Raw genomic sequence first — 19,393 nt, forward strand, 5'->3', positions numbered from 1 at the left:
GGATTTTGTTACAATGCTTTCCAAAGCGTCATCAACTCTCTCATGGTGAGTTTTATGAAAAAAGTATTGCTGATTATCATTGACGCACTGGCGACGCGAGTCTTGGAACCACAACTACAAGCCGGCCGCCTGCCAAATTTCTCTCGCCTAATAGAGGTAGGACAACTGCACCGCGAGTGTATTGCCGTCTTCCCCTCGATTACCCCAGCAGCCACGTGTGCACTCGCCACAGGCTGCTACCCACATGAACATGGCATTGCAGGGGCTTATTGGTATGACGAAGACCAGGACGACGTGGCCTATTTTGGCACAGATATTTGGGCAATTCTCAATGAAGGTATCGACCACTATCTTACTGACTTTCAGCACGAATTGAACTGTCGTCGGCTGAGAGTCCCCACAATTTTTGAACAGATCGAAAAACACGGTCATCTGCGCGATGCGGTCATCAACCTCTTATGGTTTCGAGGGACGGTTGACCACGAAATCTCCTGGCCGCCTCTGTTCAAACTCATTCCAGGTGACCCTGCAGAAAAGTTGCCCGGCCCACACCTGATGTTTATGGGGGATTTTGTGAATACCCCGCTTCCCCGAGGGGAAAGGCTCAAGGTTCGTGGCGGCATAACACGTCGATACGGATTTCATGACGAAACCACGGCCGACTATCTTCTCCAGTTGGCAGAACTCGATTCCCTACCAGAGTTTACTCTGGCCTATTTTCCGAACAACGATTTTGATAGCCACAAAGAAGGGCCAATGAAGGCCGCAAAGAGCCTGGAACAAATCGATATTCAGTTGGGCCGTCTCTTCGAGATTCACGGTGAGCTTGCTAGTTTGCTTGAAGAGTATGCGATTGTCATAACGGGGGACCATAGCCAGAGCGATCTTTCATCAGCCAAAGAAGCCGCAGTCGATCTCAATGAGGTATTGGAGCAATTTCAAGTTGTTAAGGCTGGATCAGCTTGGGAGAGCGGCGAGGACGTGATGGTCTGTCCAAACATGCGTGCTGCACAAATCTACTTGCAAGAGGATTCTTGGCGAAATCGCGCTGCCATCATCGACTGCCTGCTAAAATGCAAACAGGTCGATCAAGTTGTTTGGTGCGACTCCGAGAATGGCCTGAGTGAGTCAAGACAGGTTCAGTTCCATGTTGCAACATTTGATCGAGGTCACCTGACGTTCTCGTTGGAGAGACAACATGATCCCATGGGCAGGGACGACTACGGTGCCGGCTGGACTTGGACTGGCGACTTGAGAGCGCTTGATGCAATGGTAGATTCCGAAGGTCGAATCCGCTTTGGAGACTATCCAAATGCTTTTGAAAGAATTGCCACAGCATTCTTTCGCAAGAGTGGGAGTTTATGGGTCACGGCTCGGTTAGGACATGAGTTCTGTCTTCCAAACACAGCCTGCAACGAGAAAGGTTCCCATGGATCGCTGCACTCTCTGGATTCTACTTCGCCAGTGATCGCAGCAGGTTTACCTGCTTCCATCACGTTGCCTGAAAAGCTACGGAGCGTCGACGTCACGCCCCTCTGTCTAATGTTGCTCGATTTAGACCCACCGCGAAGGCTGGGAGAAAGTCACGTAACATAAGCATATCGCATTCTGCGTTACACGATTCCATAAGAGAGCATCGCGTCTGCTACTTTCTTGAATCCGGCAATATTCGCTCCATCGGCATAATTTACTTTGCCTCCAGAAGTGCCATGTTCGACACACCTCCGGTGAATTGCACCCATAATCTTTTGCAGTCGCTCATCGACTTCTTCACGCGACCAACTGATGCGCATCGCATTTTGGCTTTGCTCTAATCCGCTCACTGCCACGCCTCCTGCATTCGATGCCTTGCCGGGAGCATGGGGAATCGAATGTTCGCGAAACACATCGCTCGCTTCAGGAGTGGTGGGCATGTTGGCCCCTTCGCACACGGCCATCACTCCGTTGGCTACTAACGTCGAGGCATCCTTTGCATCTAATTCATTCTGTGTTGCACAAGGCATTGCGATGTCGCAAGGAATGTTCCAGGGAGCTGCGTCCTTGTGAAACTTGACGCCTTTGTAAGTGGTTGCAAATTCAGAAATCCGGCCACGCCTTTTCTCTTTCAAATCTTTGATAAACTGCAATTGATCCTGATCGAGCCCTTCGGTGATCTCCACCGTTCCATCGGAATCACTTAGCGTGATGACTTTGGCGCCTTTCTCGAGCGCTTTTTCTGCCGCGTAGATGGCAACATTGCCCGCCCCGGAAATAGCAATACGCTTATTGGCCAACTCATCGCTTCTTTGATGAAGCATTTGCTCCAAGAAATAGACGCATCCCCACCCCGTGGCTTCAGTTCGTACCGCGCTCCCGCCATAGTCTTTCCCCTTGCCCGTCATTGCTCCAGACCACAGGTTTTCCAAACGCATGTATTGCCCAAATAGATAACTAATCTCACGTGATCCCACGCCAATATCTCCTGCTGGGACATCGGTATTCTCGCCAATGTGGCGATGCAACTCGGTCATCATACTCTGACAAAATCGCATTACTTCGCGATCGGATTTCCCTTTGGGATTAAAATTTGCTCCTCCTTTGGCTCCGCCCATGGGTAGACCGGTGAGACTATTCTTGAAGATTTGCTCGAATCCTAGAAACTTCAGAACGCTTTGTGTTACAGTCGGCGCAAAGCGGAGTCCGCCTTTGTACGGTCCCAAGGCGTGATTGAACTGGACTCGCCAGGCTCGATTCGCGCGCACCAATCCATCGTCTGTTTCCCAAGTGACTCGAAAGATGATAATGCGATCCGGTTCGGTCACCCGCTCCAGGATCTCGGCCTTCCGATAGGCATCGTGCTCGAGATACCATGGCATCACAGAGGTGGCAACCTCCTCAACTGCTTGATGAAACTCCTTTTCGTGGGGGTTCCGCTTCTTGAGCCCGGCCATGAATCGCTTGAGTTGTTTATCGACTGTTTGACTCATGTAATAAGACCTCAAAAGGATGGTGGTTGCTAAGCCATCAGAAAGAATGCACCGAAACCATTCGCTAGGCGGACATTCTGTCCACTTCTTCTGCAAACATAAATGAAGAACTTGTGTTTAGGTAGTCCTGTTATACGGCACGCGAATTGCTTTAAGTTCCTTTAAGTTGACTTTTCATATCACAAATGAAGGAGGCATCAAAAATGGCTACTCAAACAGAGAACGTACCTAAGCAAGGCGAGACCTACAAGTGTGAGAAATGTGGAATGGAGATGAAAGTGACCGCCGACTGCAATTGCAAAGAAGGCTGTCCTGAGCTCTCGTGTTGTGGCGAACCCTTGAAGAAGGTTTAGCCTGTTCGCTCAAAGAAACTGAGGAGTCAAAAGATGGCATGTGTTCGCCAACCCAAATACCGCACTAGAGATTCTCGGCGAACTTGGTTCAACCGAGCACGTTCGACTCTCGCTTCCATACCACGGAAGAAACCGGGGAATCTGCCGACAGATCCACTTCCCCCGGAGCCACCAGAGCCAAAAGATGTGCCGGCCCCGTCGCCGACCGATGTACCGGCACCTTCGCCATTCGACGATCCCGTTCCCGAGCCAACGGATGTCCCACCGCCTGAGCCGACTCCGCCACTCTGAGTCGCCTGCAAATAATCTAACTTAACAAGGAGAAGTTAATCATGCCTGACAAGCAACTTACAGGAAAAACAATTGCTTTTCTTGCCACTGATGGATTTGAACAAGTTGAATTGACCAAGCCGTGGGAGGCCATTAAGGAGGCAGGAGCTGATGTCGTGTTGGTTTCGCCCAAATCAGGCACCATCCAAGGCATGAATCACGATGAAAAGGCAGACAAATTCACAGTTGATAAGTCGATCGACGCTGTGAGCGCTGAGAACTACGATGGCCTCGTGCTTCCTGGCGGGGTTGCCAACCCGGATGCCCTGCGGATGAACGACACGTGCGTCGATTTTGTACGCGACTTTTTCAAACAAGGTAAACCTGTTGCCGCAATATGCCATGGTCCCTGGACCTTAATCGAAGCAGATGTCGTCAAAGGCCGGAAAGTGACTTCCTGGCCTAGCCTAAAAACAGATCTCACCAATGCTGGTGCCGACTGGGTGGACGAAGAATACGTATGCGACCAAGGACTCGTGACAAGCCGAAATCCTGACGACCTACCCGCATTCTGCAAGAAAGCGATTGAAGAGTTTGCCGAAGGGGTCCATGCAGAACAGTCCGCTTGACGACCAGGAGAAGGGAGAACCTCTATGCTTGCTCAATTCAGCATCTGGGCCCTTGATGATCCGCATTTGCGGAATGAAATGGCCACCATACGTCAACTCTTGGAAGATGAAGGTTTTGATTTTGATATGAAACGGATGTCTACAACAATTGAAGGGAGTTTTGAACAAATCACTAGTGTTATTGGGCAATGCCATGAGCGGCTTAGCGAATCGCACAAACGACTTCTAGTAAACATCACGATCGATGATGATCGTGCATAGCTCCAAGAATTCACGTAATTCTTAAATAGGGAAACAGTCTATGACTACTAATTTCGCCACAAATGTTCTTTCTGCTAGCACGATTTCAGGAGATATTGTGAAGAATCCCAAGGGAGAAGAATTGGGAACGATCAAGGACCTGATGATTGATACTGCCTCGGGACGCGTAGCCTACGCAGTCCTTTCCTTCGGGGGGTTTCTAGGCATGGGCGACAAGCTCTTTGCCGTGCCATTCAAGGCGCTCGACCTCGACGCTGACGATCAATGCTTCAGGCTAGCCGTCGAGAAGGAACGGTTGGAGAAAGCTCATGGCTTCGATCCAAACCATTGGCCCGACATGGCCGATCAAACGTGGCAGTCGGAAGTACACGGGGTTTATGGTGTCGATCCCTATTGGGATTAGCCTTCAACTAGAACTAGGAACTCTCGTAACATCACGCAAAAAAGAAAGGATACCTTCTCATGAGACTTTTTCATTATGCACATTTCACTCACTTGGCCGTAATCGTCGGGCAACTATTTTATTCTGTAGCAACGGGCCAGGAGGTGCACACTCAGCAACTTGACAACAGTGCTTCCACCCAGAATGGTCAGCATTCCCAATTGGAAGTTACTGACTTCTACGCTGGCTCACTGATTCTCATGAACAACGGGATCATCGAGATGAGTGAGATAGCGGAGAAAGACTCCGATACAGAAGAAGTAGTTCAATTTGCCGAGAACCTTGCCGAAGCTCATCGACAGCTAAATGAGAAAATCAAAGAGTTTGCCCCTCAAGTGGCACAGATGCTACCAGCTACAGGGAGTGCCACTGGCCCCCACAATACTGGCAACGTGAACCAATCTCAGCCAGCAGCTTTTCCGCTTAAGCAACTACTGACGATTCAAAAAAAGGCTGCCGACAACTACCAAGTCTCAAGCATCATGATGCTCAACAATTATCAAGGACAGGATTTTGACATGGCATTCCTGGGGATGCAAATCGGGGCTCACACCTGGAGCCTGGCCGAGTTGAAAGCCTTGGATTCCGTTGGTAACGAACAGTTTCAACAAATAGTCGCCGAGGCAAGATCCAAGGTTGAACAACACCTCGCGGAGGCAAAGCGACTATCCAAGAAATTTGAAGACGATCAAAAATTTGCTGGCAAACAGGCACGCCAACAATAATCTATGCATTCTTGATAGTATTCGAGTAGGTTCGCGAGCATGAGGCAACTCCGGCTCTTCAAAAGCCGGAGTTGCTTGTGCTACTTTAATATCTCTTGCTCTTAAACTGAATCTTACAATCGAGTTTATTTCTCTTCTTGTGTCCGAGGGAAGAGTTTACATCGCTTACCAGCTACTTTGCTTCACGATTTGTATACTCATCAAGAGCCGCAGCCGAAGAACTAACCAACATTAAACAGGAACCGAGAATAAACATCCACGTAGCAAGTATTTTGAACGAGGGAAAGAGAAACCCCACACTGCCTACGAAAAACAACATATTCCCGACCAGTCCTACCACTACAAAGAGCCAGGAATACCGTTCAACGAATCTAGAATCTGGAGCATGTCCCTCAATTTTGCTACGTGCGGCACGAGACTTCTCTCGTAAGACTTGCTTCGCGTCGGGATTGAGCATCTTGAGCCTTCGCTTTCGCTCAGAAAGTAAGAATGACGAAGACAACCGCGTTTGTTGCGTCATCGACCCAAGGCATTGCTCGGGCGTCCCTTCCGATCCTAGAAGATGCGAAAATAGGACCATCAATAGGTTACGACAATCCACAACAACCTGACGCACCTGATCTTCGTGCGGTCGTCTTCGTCATAGTATTGATTTCGCAAAGTCACTGTTTGTCTCTCGTGCGACCTTCTTTGCTCCGCTGCTTGTTTACGGTGCGTGCTGCAATTTCTTCGGCCCGGTCTTCTGAACGGCCCCGTTCCTTCTCACTTTCCTTGACATGTTTGTACTGCCTCTCGTCTTTGTCACTCCAGGCTTTTGGCATGATTTGTCCTCCAGGATCCGATTCTTTGGTTTCGTACGAACCGCATTGGTTACTCAATGGTCAACTTGGAACAACTCGACGAAATGAGAGACATGTAACACCCAGATGGCAGAAACTTCTTGAAAACAGTCTCTCCTTAGAGTTGAGTGGGTCTACCACTTCGATATTGCTTGTCTGCCAGCTTAGAATTCGTCACAATATACTCACAGTTACTTTTTTGTGAGCAATCGTCATGCCGAAATATTCTGCCTCCAAGACAACTCCGAATTCGCCTCCACCACTAGCTCTGGTCGGCATGGGTTCGGCGGCGGGAGGTTTAGAAGCACTTGAGCAATTCTTTGCTGCCATGCCTGGCGATTTGGGTCTTGCAATAGTCATCATTCAGCATCTGGCCACTGATGGCAGCATCGATCTAGCTGAATTGGTTGGCAGGATCTCTCCACTTCCAGTTCGCCAACTCAACGCAAAGCCGGTGTTGCCTGAGCCTGATCACGTCTACGTGGCCGGTGAGCAATGCCAGGTTGAACTTGGTAAGGATGGGCTTACTGCGACTGAAATCGAAGATGCCGTCAGCCGTGCCGCAGTGGTCGATAGTATGTTCCAATCTCTTGCCGACGGCTCTAAAACACCGGTCGTTGGAATTGTACTTTCGGGCGAGGGTAGTGACGGAACGCTGGGACTCAAAGCTATCAGCGATGCAGGTGGCATGACGATTGCGCAAGATCCGGATACCGCAGCGCATGATGAGATGCCACGCAGTGCTGCACTTACCGCCCATGCGGATCATGTTGTACAGCCAAGGCAAATGCCTGCATTGCTGGAAGAGTATGTAAGTCACCTTGTGAAGATGCGACGTGCTGCCGGCGAGCAGACTCAGCGCGAGGAAATAGAATCCGAACTGCCTCGTATTTGCGACGCGTTGCTTGAAGTGACAGAACATGATTTCCGGCACTACAAAACCAATACTCTGGTGCGTCGTGTTGCACGAAGAATGCGAGTACTTCGGTTGACAGACGCTACGGGTTACCTCAATCGGTTGCGGGAAGATCGCGAAGAGGTTCGCTCACTTTTTTTTGACCTGCTTATCAGCGTGACAGCTTTTTTCCGCGACCCTGATACATTCGCCACATTGGCCAATCAAGTTATTCCCAATTTGGTCGAACATTCGAAAAACGATCAATCGATTCGCATCTGGGTGCCAGCCTGTGCTACGGGTGAGGAAGCGTACACCCTGGCCATCTTGCTTCGTGAAGCTCTCGACAGCCATGAATCTGAAGTGGAAGTTCAGATATTCGCCACGGATATCGACCCCCGGGCACTCAATGTTGCCCGCTCGGGAACCTATCCCCTTTCCATTGCTGAACAACTATCAGAACGACGTCTCAAACGCTTTTTCACTCGAAAGGGCGAACATTTTATACTCACCAAAGAAATCCGGGATATGTGTGTATTCTCGGTGCACAACCTGATCAGTGACCCTCCATTCTCTCAAATGGATCTTATCTCCTGCAGAAATCTTTTGATCTACTTGGGGCAACCTTTGCAATTGAAACTGATTCCACTCCTTCACTATTCCTTGCGACCGGGAGGCTATCTGCTGCTAGGCTCCTCTGAAAGCCTGAACGAACATACGGAGATTTTTCACCCGATTGACCAACAGCATCGTATTTCGCAACGCAGACCGGGGCCTGCAAAACCAGGACTTTTCTTTTCATCCAGAGACAACGTCCGTAGATTTTCGACTCGTCCAAGTACATCCAATGACACCGACCTCCATCAAATAGCACAGCGGATTGTTCTGGACGAATTCGCTCCAAGATATGCAGTAGTCAATGAAGAGGCTCAAATAGTTTCTTCTTCTCCCGGCTTAGAACGCTTTCTCGAATTCCCTGAGGGATCTTATCAAAACAACATTATTCGTTTAGCGAAACCTGGACTTCGCAGCGGCTTAAGGGCTACTCTGCGAGAAGCTCAAGAATCGCTGCGCACAATTTCTCGTAGCAATTTGACGCTTCAAGCGGGAGACTCTATCCAGAGGGCGAAAATTGTTGTGCAGCCCATGCCTGAGATAGGAGAACAAACAGGGCTGTTTATGGTCGTATTTCACGACAATGGTACATTCAGCAGCCCAACGTCATCCGATACCTCGCCCAAAGAAGCGGACTCTGAGCACACCATTACCGAATTGGAACGCGAACTTGACCAGACCCGCCACGACTTGGAAACTTCTATTCGGGAACTGGTCAACTCCAACGAGGAACTTAAGTCATCGAATGAGGAATTGATTTCATTCAATGAAGAGCTACACTCGGCGAACGAGGAACTAAAAACCTCAAAAGAAGAAGTGCAAGCCGGAATAGAGGCTTTGGCTCGCTCTCGAAACGATCAGGAGAATCTACTTCATGGCACCAAGATAGCTACCATTTTCTTGGATTCGCAGGGGCACGTTCGAAGTTTTACACCATCAATCCAGGATATTTACAACCTCAAGGAAGGCGATATTGGTCGCCCCTTGAGTGATATCACCCACACTGCCGTTCAAATGCCCCCCCTACCCTCGGGTGAATCACCTCACGAGAGTGAACAGTCACAACGAGATGAGTTTCAAACTAAGAACGATCATTGGTACTTGCGGCGAGTCTTGCCTTATAAGCAAGAGGACCGTCCTGCAGGTCATATCCTTACTTTTGTTGACATCTCTGAGCAGAAACGTGCGGAGATTCGGCTGGCTCTCGCGCACGGCATCACGCAGTTGTTGGCAGTCGCAGAATCCATCGAGGATGTGATACCTGATATTCTCGAAGCGATCCGAAACAATCTGGACTCGGACTTGTGTGCTCTTTGGTTGATCGATACAGATACGGGGTCATTGTTCTGCACCGAATTGGCAAGTCGGGACAATACGCCGCGACTCGAGAACTTTATTCAGTCCACACTCAATCTTCGTTTGAAACGTGGTGAGGGTTTGGCTGGACGTGTCTGGGAGAGCAAAGAAGCTCTTTGGTTCGACATTAATAGTGAAGACCAATGGTTCCACCGTTGTCTTGAAGCGCGCGAGAGTGGCATCTTATCTGGATTGGCCATTCCAATACTGTCCGGTAGGCGCTTTCAGGGTGCCATCGAGATTTTTGCCAACCGCGTACTACGTCACGAGCAATCGAAGCTTGACATGCTGCGGGAAATTGGTCATGAGATTGGTCAGTTTATCCTGCGAAACCGAATCGAGGCTCAGTTCCGCGACCAGGAAGCTCGCAAGTCAGCGATTCTGGAAGCTTCTTTGGACGCGATTATCACGATGGATTTCCAAGGAAAGATTATCGATTTCAACGTTGCGGCAGAAACCATCTTCGACATCGCCCGTGAGAAGGTCATCGGTCAGCCACTAGCAACCGTAGTTATCCCGCCCGAACTGCGGGAGGCCTACCATCAAGGACTTAAACGATATTTAGAAACTGGCGAAACTGCTGTACTTGGAAAACGCATCGAGCTCACAGCGCTGCGCAGTGATGACACGCAATTTCCAGTGGAATTGTCGATAAGTGTTTCGCACACTCCGGATGGTGTGCCATTCTTTACGGGGTACCTGAGAGACATAACCAAACGCAAACAAGCAGAAGACGCTCTACGAGATTCTGAAGGACGCGCTAGTGCGCTTGTCGCTGCTTCATCGCAAATGGTTTGGACTACTAACGCTGAAGGCAAAGTAGTAGAAGACTCCCCAACCTGGCGTGCTTTTACTGGACAGACCTTTGAAGAGTTTCGTGAAGACGGTTGGACTAACATATTGCATCCCGACGAACGCGAACAGGTATTTGCCGCCTGGAAAGCCTGCGCCGAATCCTTGGAGCCTTGGAATTATGAATATCGTGTACGGCATGTTAGTGGTGAATGGCGTTGGACGGCGGTACGCGGTGTGCCCCAACTGCGGCCCGATGGGAGTGTTCTGCGTTGGGTAGGGATGAATACAGACATCACTGAACAAAAGCAATTGCAGCTCTCATTAGCTGAGAATGAGCAGCGGCTACTCGAGAACCAGGAAAAATTAGTTTCGATTCTTCAAGAAACGGCAGCTTCCAATGCGAAACTTCAGGTCTTATTCGATCAGAGTTTTTACTTCGCAGCCATCCTTGATCTCGAAGGTAACCTTACAGAAATCAATGACACGGCACTCACACTGTGTGGTTACAAACGTGAAGAAGTCTTAGGGCGTCCGTTTTGGCAAACTCCCTGGTGGTCTGGATCTAGTCATGTGCAAGAAACCATCAAGCGAGCGGTCGAAAGAGCCATCAAAGGCAACTTTTTTCGCTCGGAACTTCCCTATTGGCTAAGCGATGGTACACAAAGGATTGCCGACTTTGTGCTAACACCTGCTTTGAATGAAGACGGTGAAGTGATCTTTATTGTGCCAACGGGCCAGGATATCACGGAGCGTAAACAGGCTGAGCGAGTCGAAAAGCAAAGGACGGAAGTTGAACATTTTCTCAGTGAAGCATCGACGGTCCTGAGTTCTTCCTTGGACCTCGATGAGACGCTAGCCAAGGTTACGCAGTTGTGTGTTCCTGCGCTATCTGACTGGGCATTCCTCGACCTGCTTGATGAGACCGGCGAAGTCCGCCGCGTCAAGGTTTCCCACGCTGATCCGACTCTAGACGAGCTGGCAGAGCGAGTTGCCAAATTTCCTGCGAAGCCTGATGCCTTAGAGCATCCTCCCGCCAAAGGCTTATTTGCTGGAGACGCTTTCGTGATTCCTGATTTCACTGAAGAAATGCTCGAAAAGGCTGCCCACAATGAGGAGCATAAAAACGTAATTCGCACGGTTGCTCCCAGGTCCTTTCTTGTGGTACCGCTAGTTACCCGAGGGAAGCCCTCCGGAGCGTTGACTCTGCTAATGACGGATCACTCGGGACGTAGATACGGCGAGAAAGATCTCAAGGTTGCTAAGGAATTGGCACGCCGTGCGGCAACCGCAATTGATAATTCGAAGCTCTATGAAGCAGGACGCCAAGCAAATATCGCGAAGAGCGAGTTTCTGGCCAACATGAGCCATGAAATCCGCACACCAATGACCGCGATTTTGGGTTATGCCGATCTATTGGCTGCTCGGGAGGACGATCGGGAAAAATCAAACTTCCTTCAGGTAATAAAAAGGAACGGGATATTCCTATTGGATATTATCAACGACATTCTAGATCTCTCAAAGATTGAAGCAGGCAAACTGGAAGTATCTCGTGAGAAGTTTGCTCCCCAGCAAGTGGTTGCCGATGTACGTTCTACGATGGACGTCCGAGCTAGAGAAAAGCGACTAGAATTCAAAGTTGAGTACGTCGGAAAATTGCCTGCAAAAATCGAAAGCGATCCCAAGCGGCTCAGGCAAATACTCATTAATTTGGTTGGGAACGCGATCAAGTTCACTGAGAAAGGAAGCGTGAGGTTGGCCGTTCGGTATTTGGACGACTTGCCAGATCCTCACTTGCGGTTTGACGTTACTGACACTGGAGTGGGTATCGCGAAAGAGCAGCTTGACTCTCTATTTGAATCCTTCTCACAGGGTGATGCATCCGTAACACGGCGTTTTGGTGGAACCGGACTGGGATTAGCGATCAGCCAGCGTCTTGCCCATATGATGGGTGGTGAAATCAATGTCACTAGCACGCTAGGCGAAGGAAGTACCTTTACTTGTACGATCCAGACGGGAAATATCCAAACAGAGAGTTTCCACGATACCCCAGCCGAACACAAGGAACTAGAAGAGGTATCACCTCTCGCCAGCCCTCAGCGATTGTCATGCCGAGTTCTTGTGGTGGATGATCGAAGGGATGTTCGGTTCTTAACTAGGCGTATTTTGACCGATGCGGGTGCTGAAATCGCTCAAGCCGAAGATGGGCTTCATGCCCTCGAAATGCTTGAGCAATCGACAAGCCAGGGAAAGCCTTGGGACCTGATCCTCTTGGACATGCAAATGCCACGGATGGATGGCTATCAGGCCGCGGCTCGAATGCGAGAAATTGGATTTGAAGGGCCGATCATTGCTTTGACAGCCGATGCAATGCACGGAGACATGCAGCAGTGCCTCGAAAGTGGATGCAACGCTTATTTGAGCAAACCAATCGATACTCAGCAGTTGCTCAATGTAGTCACCCATTTTACAAATCAACAGAATGAGCAAGATGTCGTTTCACCACGCGTACTTATTGTGGACGACTCAAAGGATGCTTGCACAGCAACGCAGGAACTCCTCATGATGCGCGGATTTGATGTTGAGACGGCATTCGACGGGGCTTCGGCACTTAGCGTTGCCGAAAGTTTCGTTCCCCAGGCAATTGTCCTGGATATTTCGCTGCCCGACATGTCAGGCTTCGAAATATTGAGCCGCCTGAAAGAAATGCCCCAACTCAGCACGACGAGGTTCTACGCACTAACCGGCGATGGTCGTAGCGATGACCCTCGCCACTGGCAGCAAGCCGGATTTCACCATCATATGACCAAGCCGACAGACCTTGATCTCCTTGAAGAACTTCTTCGCAGCAGTGAAGAGAATCGCACCGAATGAACCCTACTCGTAGTCCTCCGAGCTGTTATCTGACTCCTGCATGATACGAGATCTCACGAACGACTCCTCGTCTCGCAATCGGGGCATGTGGGCATATTCAGGAAATGAATAGTCGGCTTTCAGCGCTATGCCGGCTCCTTCTCCATTCGCCAAATTAGTCATCCGTCGTCGCTCAGACATCTCATTCATCAAGTTCTGAAAATTATCGCAAGCTACTAGTTTGGCCGTTTCTGGTTTCAACCGTTCCAGTAGTGGTTCAAACTTGGACAATTCCTTAGGGGCGTTGCTTACTCCTCCTACTACGTCTGATCCCAACATGAAACGCGTCGGATACTTCTCGATAAGTTGTGCCCAATTCTCCAAATCATTCTTGATATAGTTCTCCCATACGACCCAGGAAAGATCGATCGAGACATGTTCAGAGAATACTTTCAGCACTTCTTCGATCCAGTAGGGCAAGTTTTCCACTTGTACTCGTCGACTTGTACCTGCGTGGCACCAGATGAATTCTGTGGAACGACGACCGGATCCAGGTTCCTCGTGGCAATAGCGGAACAACTCGATCAACTCATCTAGATAAACGGGAGACCTCTCTAGCCCCGGACGAGAAACAGGGGCAATATTGTGATGGATGCTCACGGGAAGACTGTTCTCTCCGGCAAACTTGCATATTCGCAATATAGCGGGATGATTGCTGCGAGGTCTTTCTCCCAGCTGCAAATGTGTCAGGTCATCGTGACGAGACATAATCTCGCCAACACCTTGCCAGACACCAGGATACTCCTGGATGCGCTGCACGACCTGATCGACTGCACCAAGGTCTGTCGGATCGAAGGCACAGAGAAACGGTGCAATACGATTCAGCTCGGCGATCTTTTTCTTATTGTCGGCGAATCTCGATCGATATTCTATGATCGATTCAGCAATAGTAGCGTCTGAGTCACGAGCTAGCAGCACATGCGATTCATTATCTAAGTAGCCATCCGGACGCTCGTATGTTTCGTTCACTGCCCATTTCTTGAAAACGGGCAAACCGCATACCATTGCTGAGTCGATGTGACCACGATCCATGCTTTCCAAAAGGCCTGCTACACGACGCCAGCGCTCTCCCACGGGCAAGACGGCATATCGCTGGTGATCGAACTCCCCTCGTTTTGATCCGGGGAATTTCTCGTCAGTATTGAGGAACTCTCCTCTCTGGAGAAAGTTCAGCAGATGGATGTGACAGTCAGAATAGTTTCGTTGCGATGCATTTTCTTCTGCTTGCAAGTAACTAGAAACATTGCATTCGACAGAAACTAGACAGCTCACACTCGCGATACACAAATATCTTACAAATGGATTTCTCATGGCGATGATTCTACTAAGCTCTTTTCCAGCCGAGGGCGGAAGCCCAAGGTAATAAAGGGAACACCCGTAGGCGTACTCCGGCGGCGAATAACACACTACTCCTGCTGGCTCGACAAGCCCTTCCAATCTTGACTGAAAGGCTCATGATCATCGGGATTCTCTCCCAATGCCTTAAGGACAAACCAGTAGCGTTCCGCAAGGTCATCGCGATCATTTTCTTCCGAAATCGCAGTTACACAACCACGATAAATCATCTCCGCTTGTCGAAGGACGGCTGCTTTCTGCTTATCGCCATCAACGCACAGTGCGATTTTTTCTAGCGATTCAAGAAGTCGCAACGAAACGGAAACGGTTCCAGAGCTATGCTGGCGGATCTGGTCGAATGCACAATCGAGAACATTGGGGAATGTATATCCTCGGGCGATCACGCGTAAATTCCCTTCTTCATCGAGTCGATAGGGAACCGGCATGTCGCGTTTGGCAAGCCGCCGCAACATGGCTCCTAGACGATCGACACAGCGGATAGCGGTAAAAGGATCATTGATTCCTGGAGACAAAGCTCGTACGGCGACTTCTACTAGTTCGCTGACGGCACACTCCATATCCTGTTGTGTGGTTCTCCGATTGCCTACGATCAAAGTTTTGTTCAACTTCTCCTGGACTTCTTCATCAAGATTGGTACCGGGTTGAACCTCAGCGATAGGAATTCCTTGCATGAGGAAGTCTCCAGGGCGGGAAATCAACTTGATAACTAGGTCAGACTTTTTCGCCAGACCGATAATCCCTTCGAAGTCGACTGCCTGCAGATATCCTTCTTTGGTTGCTTCAACCGGTGCTGGCTGGGGTGATCGTTCGGAGAAGAGTTCAACAGCTTTCTTTTCACTCTCAACCAGATCGTCGCTTTTTTCGCCGATGTTTTCCGGAAAGATTCGAGAAATTGAGTCTTCTAAGTCTTCAGCAACTTCAGCGACGACGTTGTCCGCCTGTGTTGCACTAGCCACCCGATGGAGGCAGTAAATCAATATATAGAGTGTAACTAATGCGAAGAGCAGTGCGAGATAAATCGATACAAAGGGAAGAAACACGGTGTCTTCAGAATGGGAAAAAGCCGTCAGTAGTAAGAGGCTGTAGAGACTCGTCGCTAGACATGCTCCCAAGGCAAGCTGTGTGATCGAGTCACTCAGGAAATTGCGCAATAGTCGGGGGCCGAATTGCGAGGAAGTGATCGAAAGAGCAACGATGGTCACTGAAAACACCAACCCTGCTGCCGTGATCATAGCCCCTGCCAACGTCGTCAAGGTGGCGCGCGCTGTTTCCGGACTGGAATGCATCCACGCAGGAATCGAGGAGGACACATAACGATCCACTTCGGGCATCGTAAAGCCAAGCACAAATGCAAGGAGCGTCAATAACGAGGGGATAAACCAGAACCCACTACGGAAATTGTCCCAAAGATTTACTAGCCAAGTTCTCATAAACCCATCTTAACCTACAAGTTGAACGATAGTTGAAACTACGAAGATATGAAATGCACGACATCGACAGATGGTGGTTATCCAGCTACGGGTTCTTTCTCATCGCTAACGATACGATCTCGCAACAGCTTCAATAGAGTGTAAAACAAGGCAGCAATCATAGGGCCGACGAAGATGCCGACCAAGCCGATCAATTGGATTGCCCCCAACACGGTAATAAAGGCCACGAGGGGATTCATTTTGGTTTCGCTGCCGATAACATACGCACGAATAAGATTATCGGAAGTGGAGATAAGTAGTGCACAATAAACAGCCAACAGACCTGCTGCTAGGTACCGTTCTTCTAAGGCTAACCAGGCAGCGACGAGAAATACGACGCTGCTGCCACCAACAAACGGAATGAATGCAAAGAACATGGTAATTGTCATCAACAATAATATGTTGGGAACTCCCGCTACAAGAAAGCCGATTCCGGCCAAAACTGCCTGAGCAAGTGCTGCAACGACTGTTCCTAATACAACCCCCCGGCACACTTTCCCGAATTGATCGGCCAGGGCAAATTCCTCTTTCGCTTCAAGAGGGAGAAACCTATGCAACTGCTTCATAAGCTGAGGACCGTCTGCTAGAAAGTAATAGAGGGCAAGTCCTGTTACGATGAACCCGATCGCAAAGTCGATAAGATCACCGGCAAAACTTGCCGTCTTTTCATAGACCCTTTTGACAAAACCCTCCCCTGCCCTTGAGATGAGTTCATCGACTTTGCGCCGCTGCTTAAGGGGAAGATCTTGATAAAACTTCTCAACTGTTTGGGCGAGACGTGACTTCTCAAGTTCCTCAAGATTTTCTTTTAGCTTGGAGTCCTCGCCTTCTTTTTCCAAGCTGGAAATCTGGCCGGCCACATTCGCTAACTGGGCTCCTGCCATCAATAGTGCGCCACCAATGGGCAAGAGAATCAACAACAGAATACCTAAGCTCGTCACAATCGCAGCCAGGCGTTCATGCCCACCTAAATGTGAGACAACCCACTCATAAATGGGTCGAAACAAGACTGCCAGTACGGTGGCGAATAGCAGCGAAAAGACAAAAGGCTCAATAACCTGATAGAACAGGACACCGATCAAGAGGACCGTTGCCAACAACAGGTAGAGTGAAAGCTGTCGCGACACGGTTACTCCTCTACAAGCCAGAAAACGTCAGAATGGATTCAATCCCTATGCATCTGGCCATATTCAGACACACAATCAGCAATATTTCGCAGATGGTGATCTTGGATCTGCTGAAGTTCTCCGAAAAGCTCCTCGAGTTTCGTGGCACTGGTCTGCTCTTGGACAAGCTCATATACCCTTTGCAAAGCTTCTTCTGCAGCAAGCAACTGCCCTAGTAAGCTTTGAGTATCCTGTTCGTCAGCCGCTGAGAGCGCGTCCATAGCCTCCTCTAAATCTTCGACACCATCAAATTGAATCCAAGTCTGAAGAAGTTCCGCTGAGGTATCTTTTCGGTATTCATCCAGACACTCTTTGAACTGCTGCTCGTGCTGAGAGACTTCCTGAAACAAACCGGCAAGCAAATCGTTGTTGGCTTTCAGTTCATGCCGCCGAGTGAAGTCGCGCAGAAATTCACGAAGTTTCTCTGCATGCACCAGGATGTCTTTAACTTGAAGATATGCCATAGAAAAGTGAACCCTGCAAACAAAGTTTTATGGATTGGACTCCGCAGATCCGCTATTGTTTTCCTGGACACTCTTGGGTGCTAGGGTACTAACCTCGAACTTTCCGATTATGAACAACACCACAAAGGTAATGATAACAGAAGTGATTGCTAGTGCGTAATTCCCCAACCCACAAGCAACCCCAATGCCCCCCACGACCCAAATCGTAGCGGCGGTCGTCATTCCTTGCACTTGCCCACGAGACTGTATGATGGCACCTGCACCTAGAAACCCCAGGCCACCGATGACTCCTGAAATAATTCGAATCGGGTCAGAAGTAATTTTTTCGCCCGGATAGAGTTCTGCAATTCCGCTATAGAGCTCCAATGCCGCAAGTGTGGCTGTGGCAGCACCAATTGCTACAAGCATATTGGTGCGCAATCCAGCAGGTTTGTCACTTACCTCACGTTCCCAACCTAGAATACCGCCACAGGCAGCCGCTCCCACTATGCGCATTAGGATGTTGTAGAACTCTAAGTCGAACATGCAGACTTCCCTGGTTTAGGCGATTTCATACGTCTCGTTCAACTGTAGGCAAAGAGCAATCGGCATACCAGAACTAGACGATTCCCCCCTCAACAGGCAATAAATCGAGAAGTCCCGATCATCGAGAACGCTGGAAATGGGCTTGATCGATCAGAAGCCAGGATGGTTCCCAAACGAACACCATTAGATCATCTGACGGTCCACAAATAGGGCCTTATTGGCTAGCGAATGGCTGGCTACGCTTTTTGCAAGGATTTCCGCGGTAGATCATGACCCTGTCGGCTCTGGATCCCATAGTTCAAGGCACTCTCGCGTTCCGGGAATGCACTGGCACGCAATATGCACCCCAAAAGGTACGGACACGGATCTCGGAGACAACTGAGGAACATAACATGGCAACTGCTCAACTACCTACCCTAGCCCATGGGATCGATGGACGCGAGAGAAGTGTCCAAAGTGAATATCGCGAGGACCTTAACTTTCGGCTACATGTTGCCAGGGTTGAAGAGTCAGAGCCTTCACCAAAAGATCTCCCAAAGACCCTAAGGGTGCCACTCTCGCCATTGCGAACAAATGGAAAGACTTCTCAGGGCGTTGGACACGAGAAGTCAGAAACATTTGTTTCAACGATGTTTGACAACGGCCATATTGAGAATGGTTTATCACAACTCCCATTAGCGGGTCACTCACTCGCTGATTTAGAACGCGAAACCATTCAACAAACACTGAAAGTCAACGATGGTAGCAGAAAACAATCTGCAAAAATACTAGGCATATCGGTTCGTACTTTACAACGCAAGCTGAAAGAGTACAGCAACGACGGCAACTGACTCGAAGCAGACTTGGAATTGCGACGTTCTCTTGAATGATTGGCAGGACGCTATGAAGTTCCTTCGCGTGCTCTTGCTGGCAGTTTTCATTCTAGCGCATCTCTCTACGACAGGCTGTACTCCCAAGCGTGTGGCGAAGGACGCACTTTGTAATGCACAAAGCTTCGTCCTTCTTCTCCAATACCATCCATTGCAGAAATTCCGCCATCAGCCCTATGGATAATAGCGAGTAACTTCGATGAGTGCTGACCAACTACTGAAAATACCTTCTTCTGAGATGTCCCTGGAACACGACGTCACAAGTGCGTCGTCCACATCCGTCGATTTTTCGGAGGTTGATGCTTGTACTGCTTCGAATCAGATCGTGTCCCATGAATTCAGTATCGATGAATTGCGCGAGATCGCCCATCACTTCGGCGTTCCGCATCTTGCCCAAATAACAGATCGGGAAGCACTTGTTGAATCAATTCGACGAAGTCTCTAATTTCCGCAGCCAAACTTGCGAAGGATATAATGCTCAAAATTCA

Annotated in this window: 18 protein-coding genes; 10 read left to right on the top strand and 8 right to left on the bottom strand. The window is 49.3% G+C overall.

All coding sequences use genetic code 11. The features are described from left to right. Positions 1 to 54: 54 nt before the first annotated feature. Positions 55 to 1,596: an alkaline phosphatase family protein gene (locus Pr1d_RS20305; RefSeq protein ID WP_168205377.1), complete on the top strand. Its 1,542-nt coding sequence runs from the start codon at positions 55 to 57 to the stop codon at positions 1,594 to 1,596. A 17-nt stretch (positions 1,597 to 1,613) separates the two neighbouring features. On the opposite strand, the gene gdhA is transcribed toward Pr1d_RS20305, so the two are convergent. Further along, the gene (gene gdhA / locus Pr1d_RS20310) at positions 1,614 to 2,966 is read right to left on the bottom strand and encodes an NADP-specific glutamate dehydrogenase (protein WP_148075230.1); all 1,353 of its coding nucleotides are present in this window, start codon (positions 2,964 to 2,966) and stop codon (positions 1,614 to 1,616) included. Positions 2,967 to 3,169: 203 nt separating this feature from the next. On the opposite strand from gdhA, the gene Pr1d_RS20315 reads away from it, so the two are divergent. The 6 genes from Pr1d_RS20315 to Pr1d_RS20340 are packed head-to-tail and all read left to right on the top strand — an operon-like array spanning position 3,170 to position 5,646. Beyond that, positions 3,170 to 3,319 carry a hypothetical protein gene (locus Pr1d_RS20315; RefSeq protein ID WP_148075231.1) on the top strand — a complete coding sequence of 50 codons (150 nt, stop codon included), beginning with the start codon at positions 3,170 to 3,172 and terminating at the stop codon, positions 3,317 to 3,319. A gap of 33 nt (positions 3,320 to 3,352) precedes the next feature. Further along, positions 3,353 to 3,610 carry a hypothetical protein gene (locus tag Pr1d_RS20320; protein WP_148075232.1) on the top strand — a complete coding sequence of 86 codons (258 nt, stop codon included), beginning with the start codon at positions 3,353 to 3,355 and terminating at the stop codon, positions 3,608 to 3,610. A 41-nt stretch (positions 3,611 to 3,651) separates the two neighbouring features. After that, entirely contained in the window at positions 3,652 to 4,218 is a 567-nt protein-coding gene (locus tag Pr1d_RS20325; protein WP_148075233.1) for a type 1 glutamine amidotransferase domain-containing protein, read from the top strand. A gap of 24 nt (positions 4,219 to 4,242) precedes the next feature. Then, positions 4,243 to 4,479, top strand: coding sequence for a thiamine-binding protein (locus Pr1d_RS20330; protein ID WP_148075234.1), 237 nt, complete (start codon positions 4,243 to 4,245; stop codon positions 4,477 to 4,479). A 40-nt stretch (positions 4,480 to 4,519) separates the two neighbouring features. Further along, positions 4,520 to 4,882 carry a PRC-barrel domain-containing protein gene (locus Pr1d_RS20335; RefSeq protein WP_148075235.1) on the top strand — a complete coding sequence of 121 codons (363 nt, stop codon included), beginning with the start codon at positions 4,520 to 4,522 and terminating at the stop codon, positions 4,880 to 4,882. A gap of 59 nt (positions 4,883 to 4,941) precedes the next feature. After that, entirely contained in the window at positions 4,942 to 5,646 is a 705-nt protein-coding gene (locus Pr1d_RS20340) for a DUF4142 domain-containing protein (protein WP_148075236.1), read from the top strand. A gap of 172 nt (positions 5,647 to 5,818) precedes the next feature. Here Pr1d_RS20340 and Pr1d_RS26785 read toward each other — a convergent pair whose 3' ends face one another. Beyond that, on the bottom strand, positions 5,819 to 6,226 hold the full coding sequence (locus Pr1d_RS26785; RefSeq protein WP_390622039.1) for a YrhK family protein: 408 nt from the start codon (positions 6,224 to 6,226) through the stop codon (positions 5,819 to 5,821). A gap of 82 nt (positions 6,227 to 6,308) precedes the next feature. Beyond that, complete coding sequence (locus Pr1d_RS20350) at positions 6,309 to 6,467, bottom strand: hypothetical protein (RefSeq protein WP_238476548.1); 159 nt, start codon at positions 6,465 to 6,467, stop codon at positions 6,309 to 6,311. Between the two features lie 232 nt (positions 6,468 to 6,699). On the opposite strand from Pr1d_RS20350, the gene Pr1d_RS20355 reads away from it, so the two are divergent. Continuing rightward, a complete protein-coding gene (locus Pr1d_RS20355; RefSeq protein WP_148075237.1) occupies positions 6,700 to 13,017 on the top strand; it encodes a PAS domain S-box protein in 6,318 nt (2,105 codons plus the stop codon). A 3-nt stretch (positions 13,018 to 13,020) separates the two neighbouring features. Here Pr1d_RS20355 and Pr1d_RS20360 read toward each other — a convergent pair whose 3' ends face one another. The 5 genes from Pr1d_RS20360 to Pr1d_RS20380 form a co-directional block, all read right to left on the bottom strand. Beyond that, entirely contained in the window at positions 13,021 to 14,367 is a 1,347-nt protein-coding gene (locus Pr1d_RS20360; RefSeq protein WP_148075238.1) for an amidohydrolase family protein, read from the bottom strand. 95 nt (positions 14,368 to 14,462) lie between these two features. Further along, positions 14,463 to 15,842: a DUF2254 domain-containing protein gene (locus Pr1d_RS20365; protein WP_148075239.1), complete on the bottom strand. Its 1,380-nt coding sequence runs from the start codon at positions 15,840 to 15,842 to the stop codon at positions 14,463 to 14,465. A 77-nt stretch (positions 15,843 to 15,919) separates the two neighbouring features. Further along, the gene (locus Pr1d_RS20370) at positions 15,920 to 17,008 is read right to left on the bottom strand and encodes an AI-2E family transporter (RefSeq protein ID WP_168205378.1); all 1,089 of its coding nucleotides are present in this window, start codon (positions 17,006 to 17,008) and stop codon (positions 15,920 to 15,922) included. A gap of 38 nt (positions 17,009 to 17,046) precedes the next feature. Beyond that, complete coding sequence (locus Pr1d_RS20375) at positions 17,047 to 17,511, bottom strand: hypothetical protein (RefSeq protein ID WP_148075241.1); 465 nt, start codon at positions 17,509 to 17,511, stop codon at positions 17,047 to 17,049. A 27-nt stretch (positions 17,512 to 17,538) separates the two neighbouring features. Further along, positions 17,539 to 18,036, bottom strand: coding sequence for an MgtC/SapB family protein (locus Pr1d_RS20380; RefSeq protein ID WP_148075242.1), 498 nt, complete (start codon positions 18,034 to 18,036; stop codon positions 17,539 to 17,541). Between the two features lie 392 nt (positions 18,037 to 18,428). Between Pr1d_RS20380 and Pr1d_RS20385 the strand changes: the two genes are divergently transcribed. Next, positions 18,429 to 18,866, top strand: coding sequence for a helix-turn-helix domain-containing protein (locus Pr1d_RS20385; RefSeq protein WP_168205379.1), 438 nt, complete (start codon positions 18,429 to 18,431; stop codon positions 18,864 to 18,866). A gap of 238 nt (positions 18,867 to 19,104) precedes the next feature. Then, entirely contained in the window at positions 19,105 to 19,350 is a 246-nt protein-coding gene (locus Pr1d_RS20390; RefSeq protein WP_148075244.1) for a hypothetical protein, read from the top strand. Positions 19,351 to 19,393 lie beyond the last annotated feature (43 nt).

Source organism: Bythopirellula goksoeyrii (assembly GCF_008065115.1).
GTDB lineage: Bacteria > Planctomycetota > Planctomycetia > Pirellulales > Lacipirellulaceae > Bythopirellula > Bythopirellula goksoeyrii.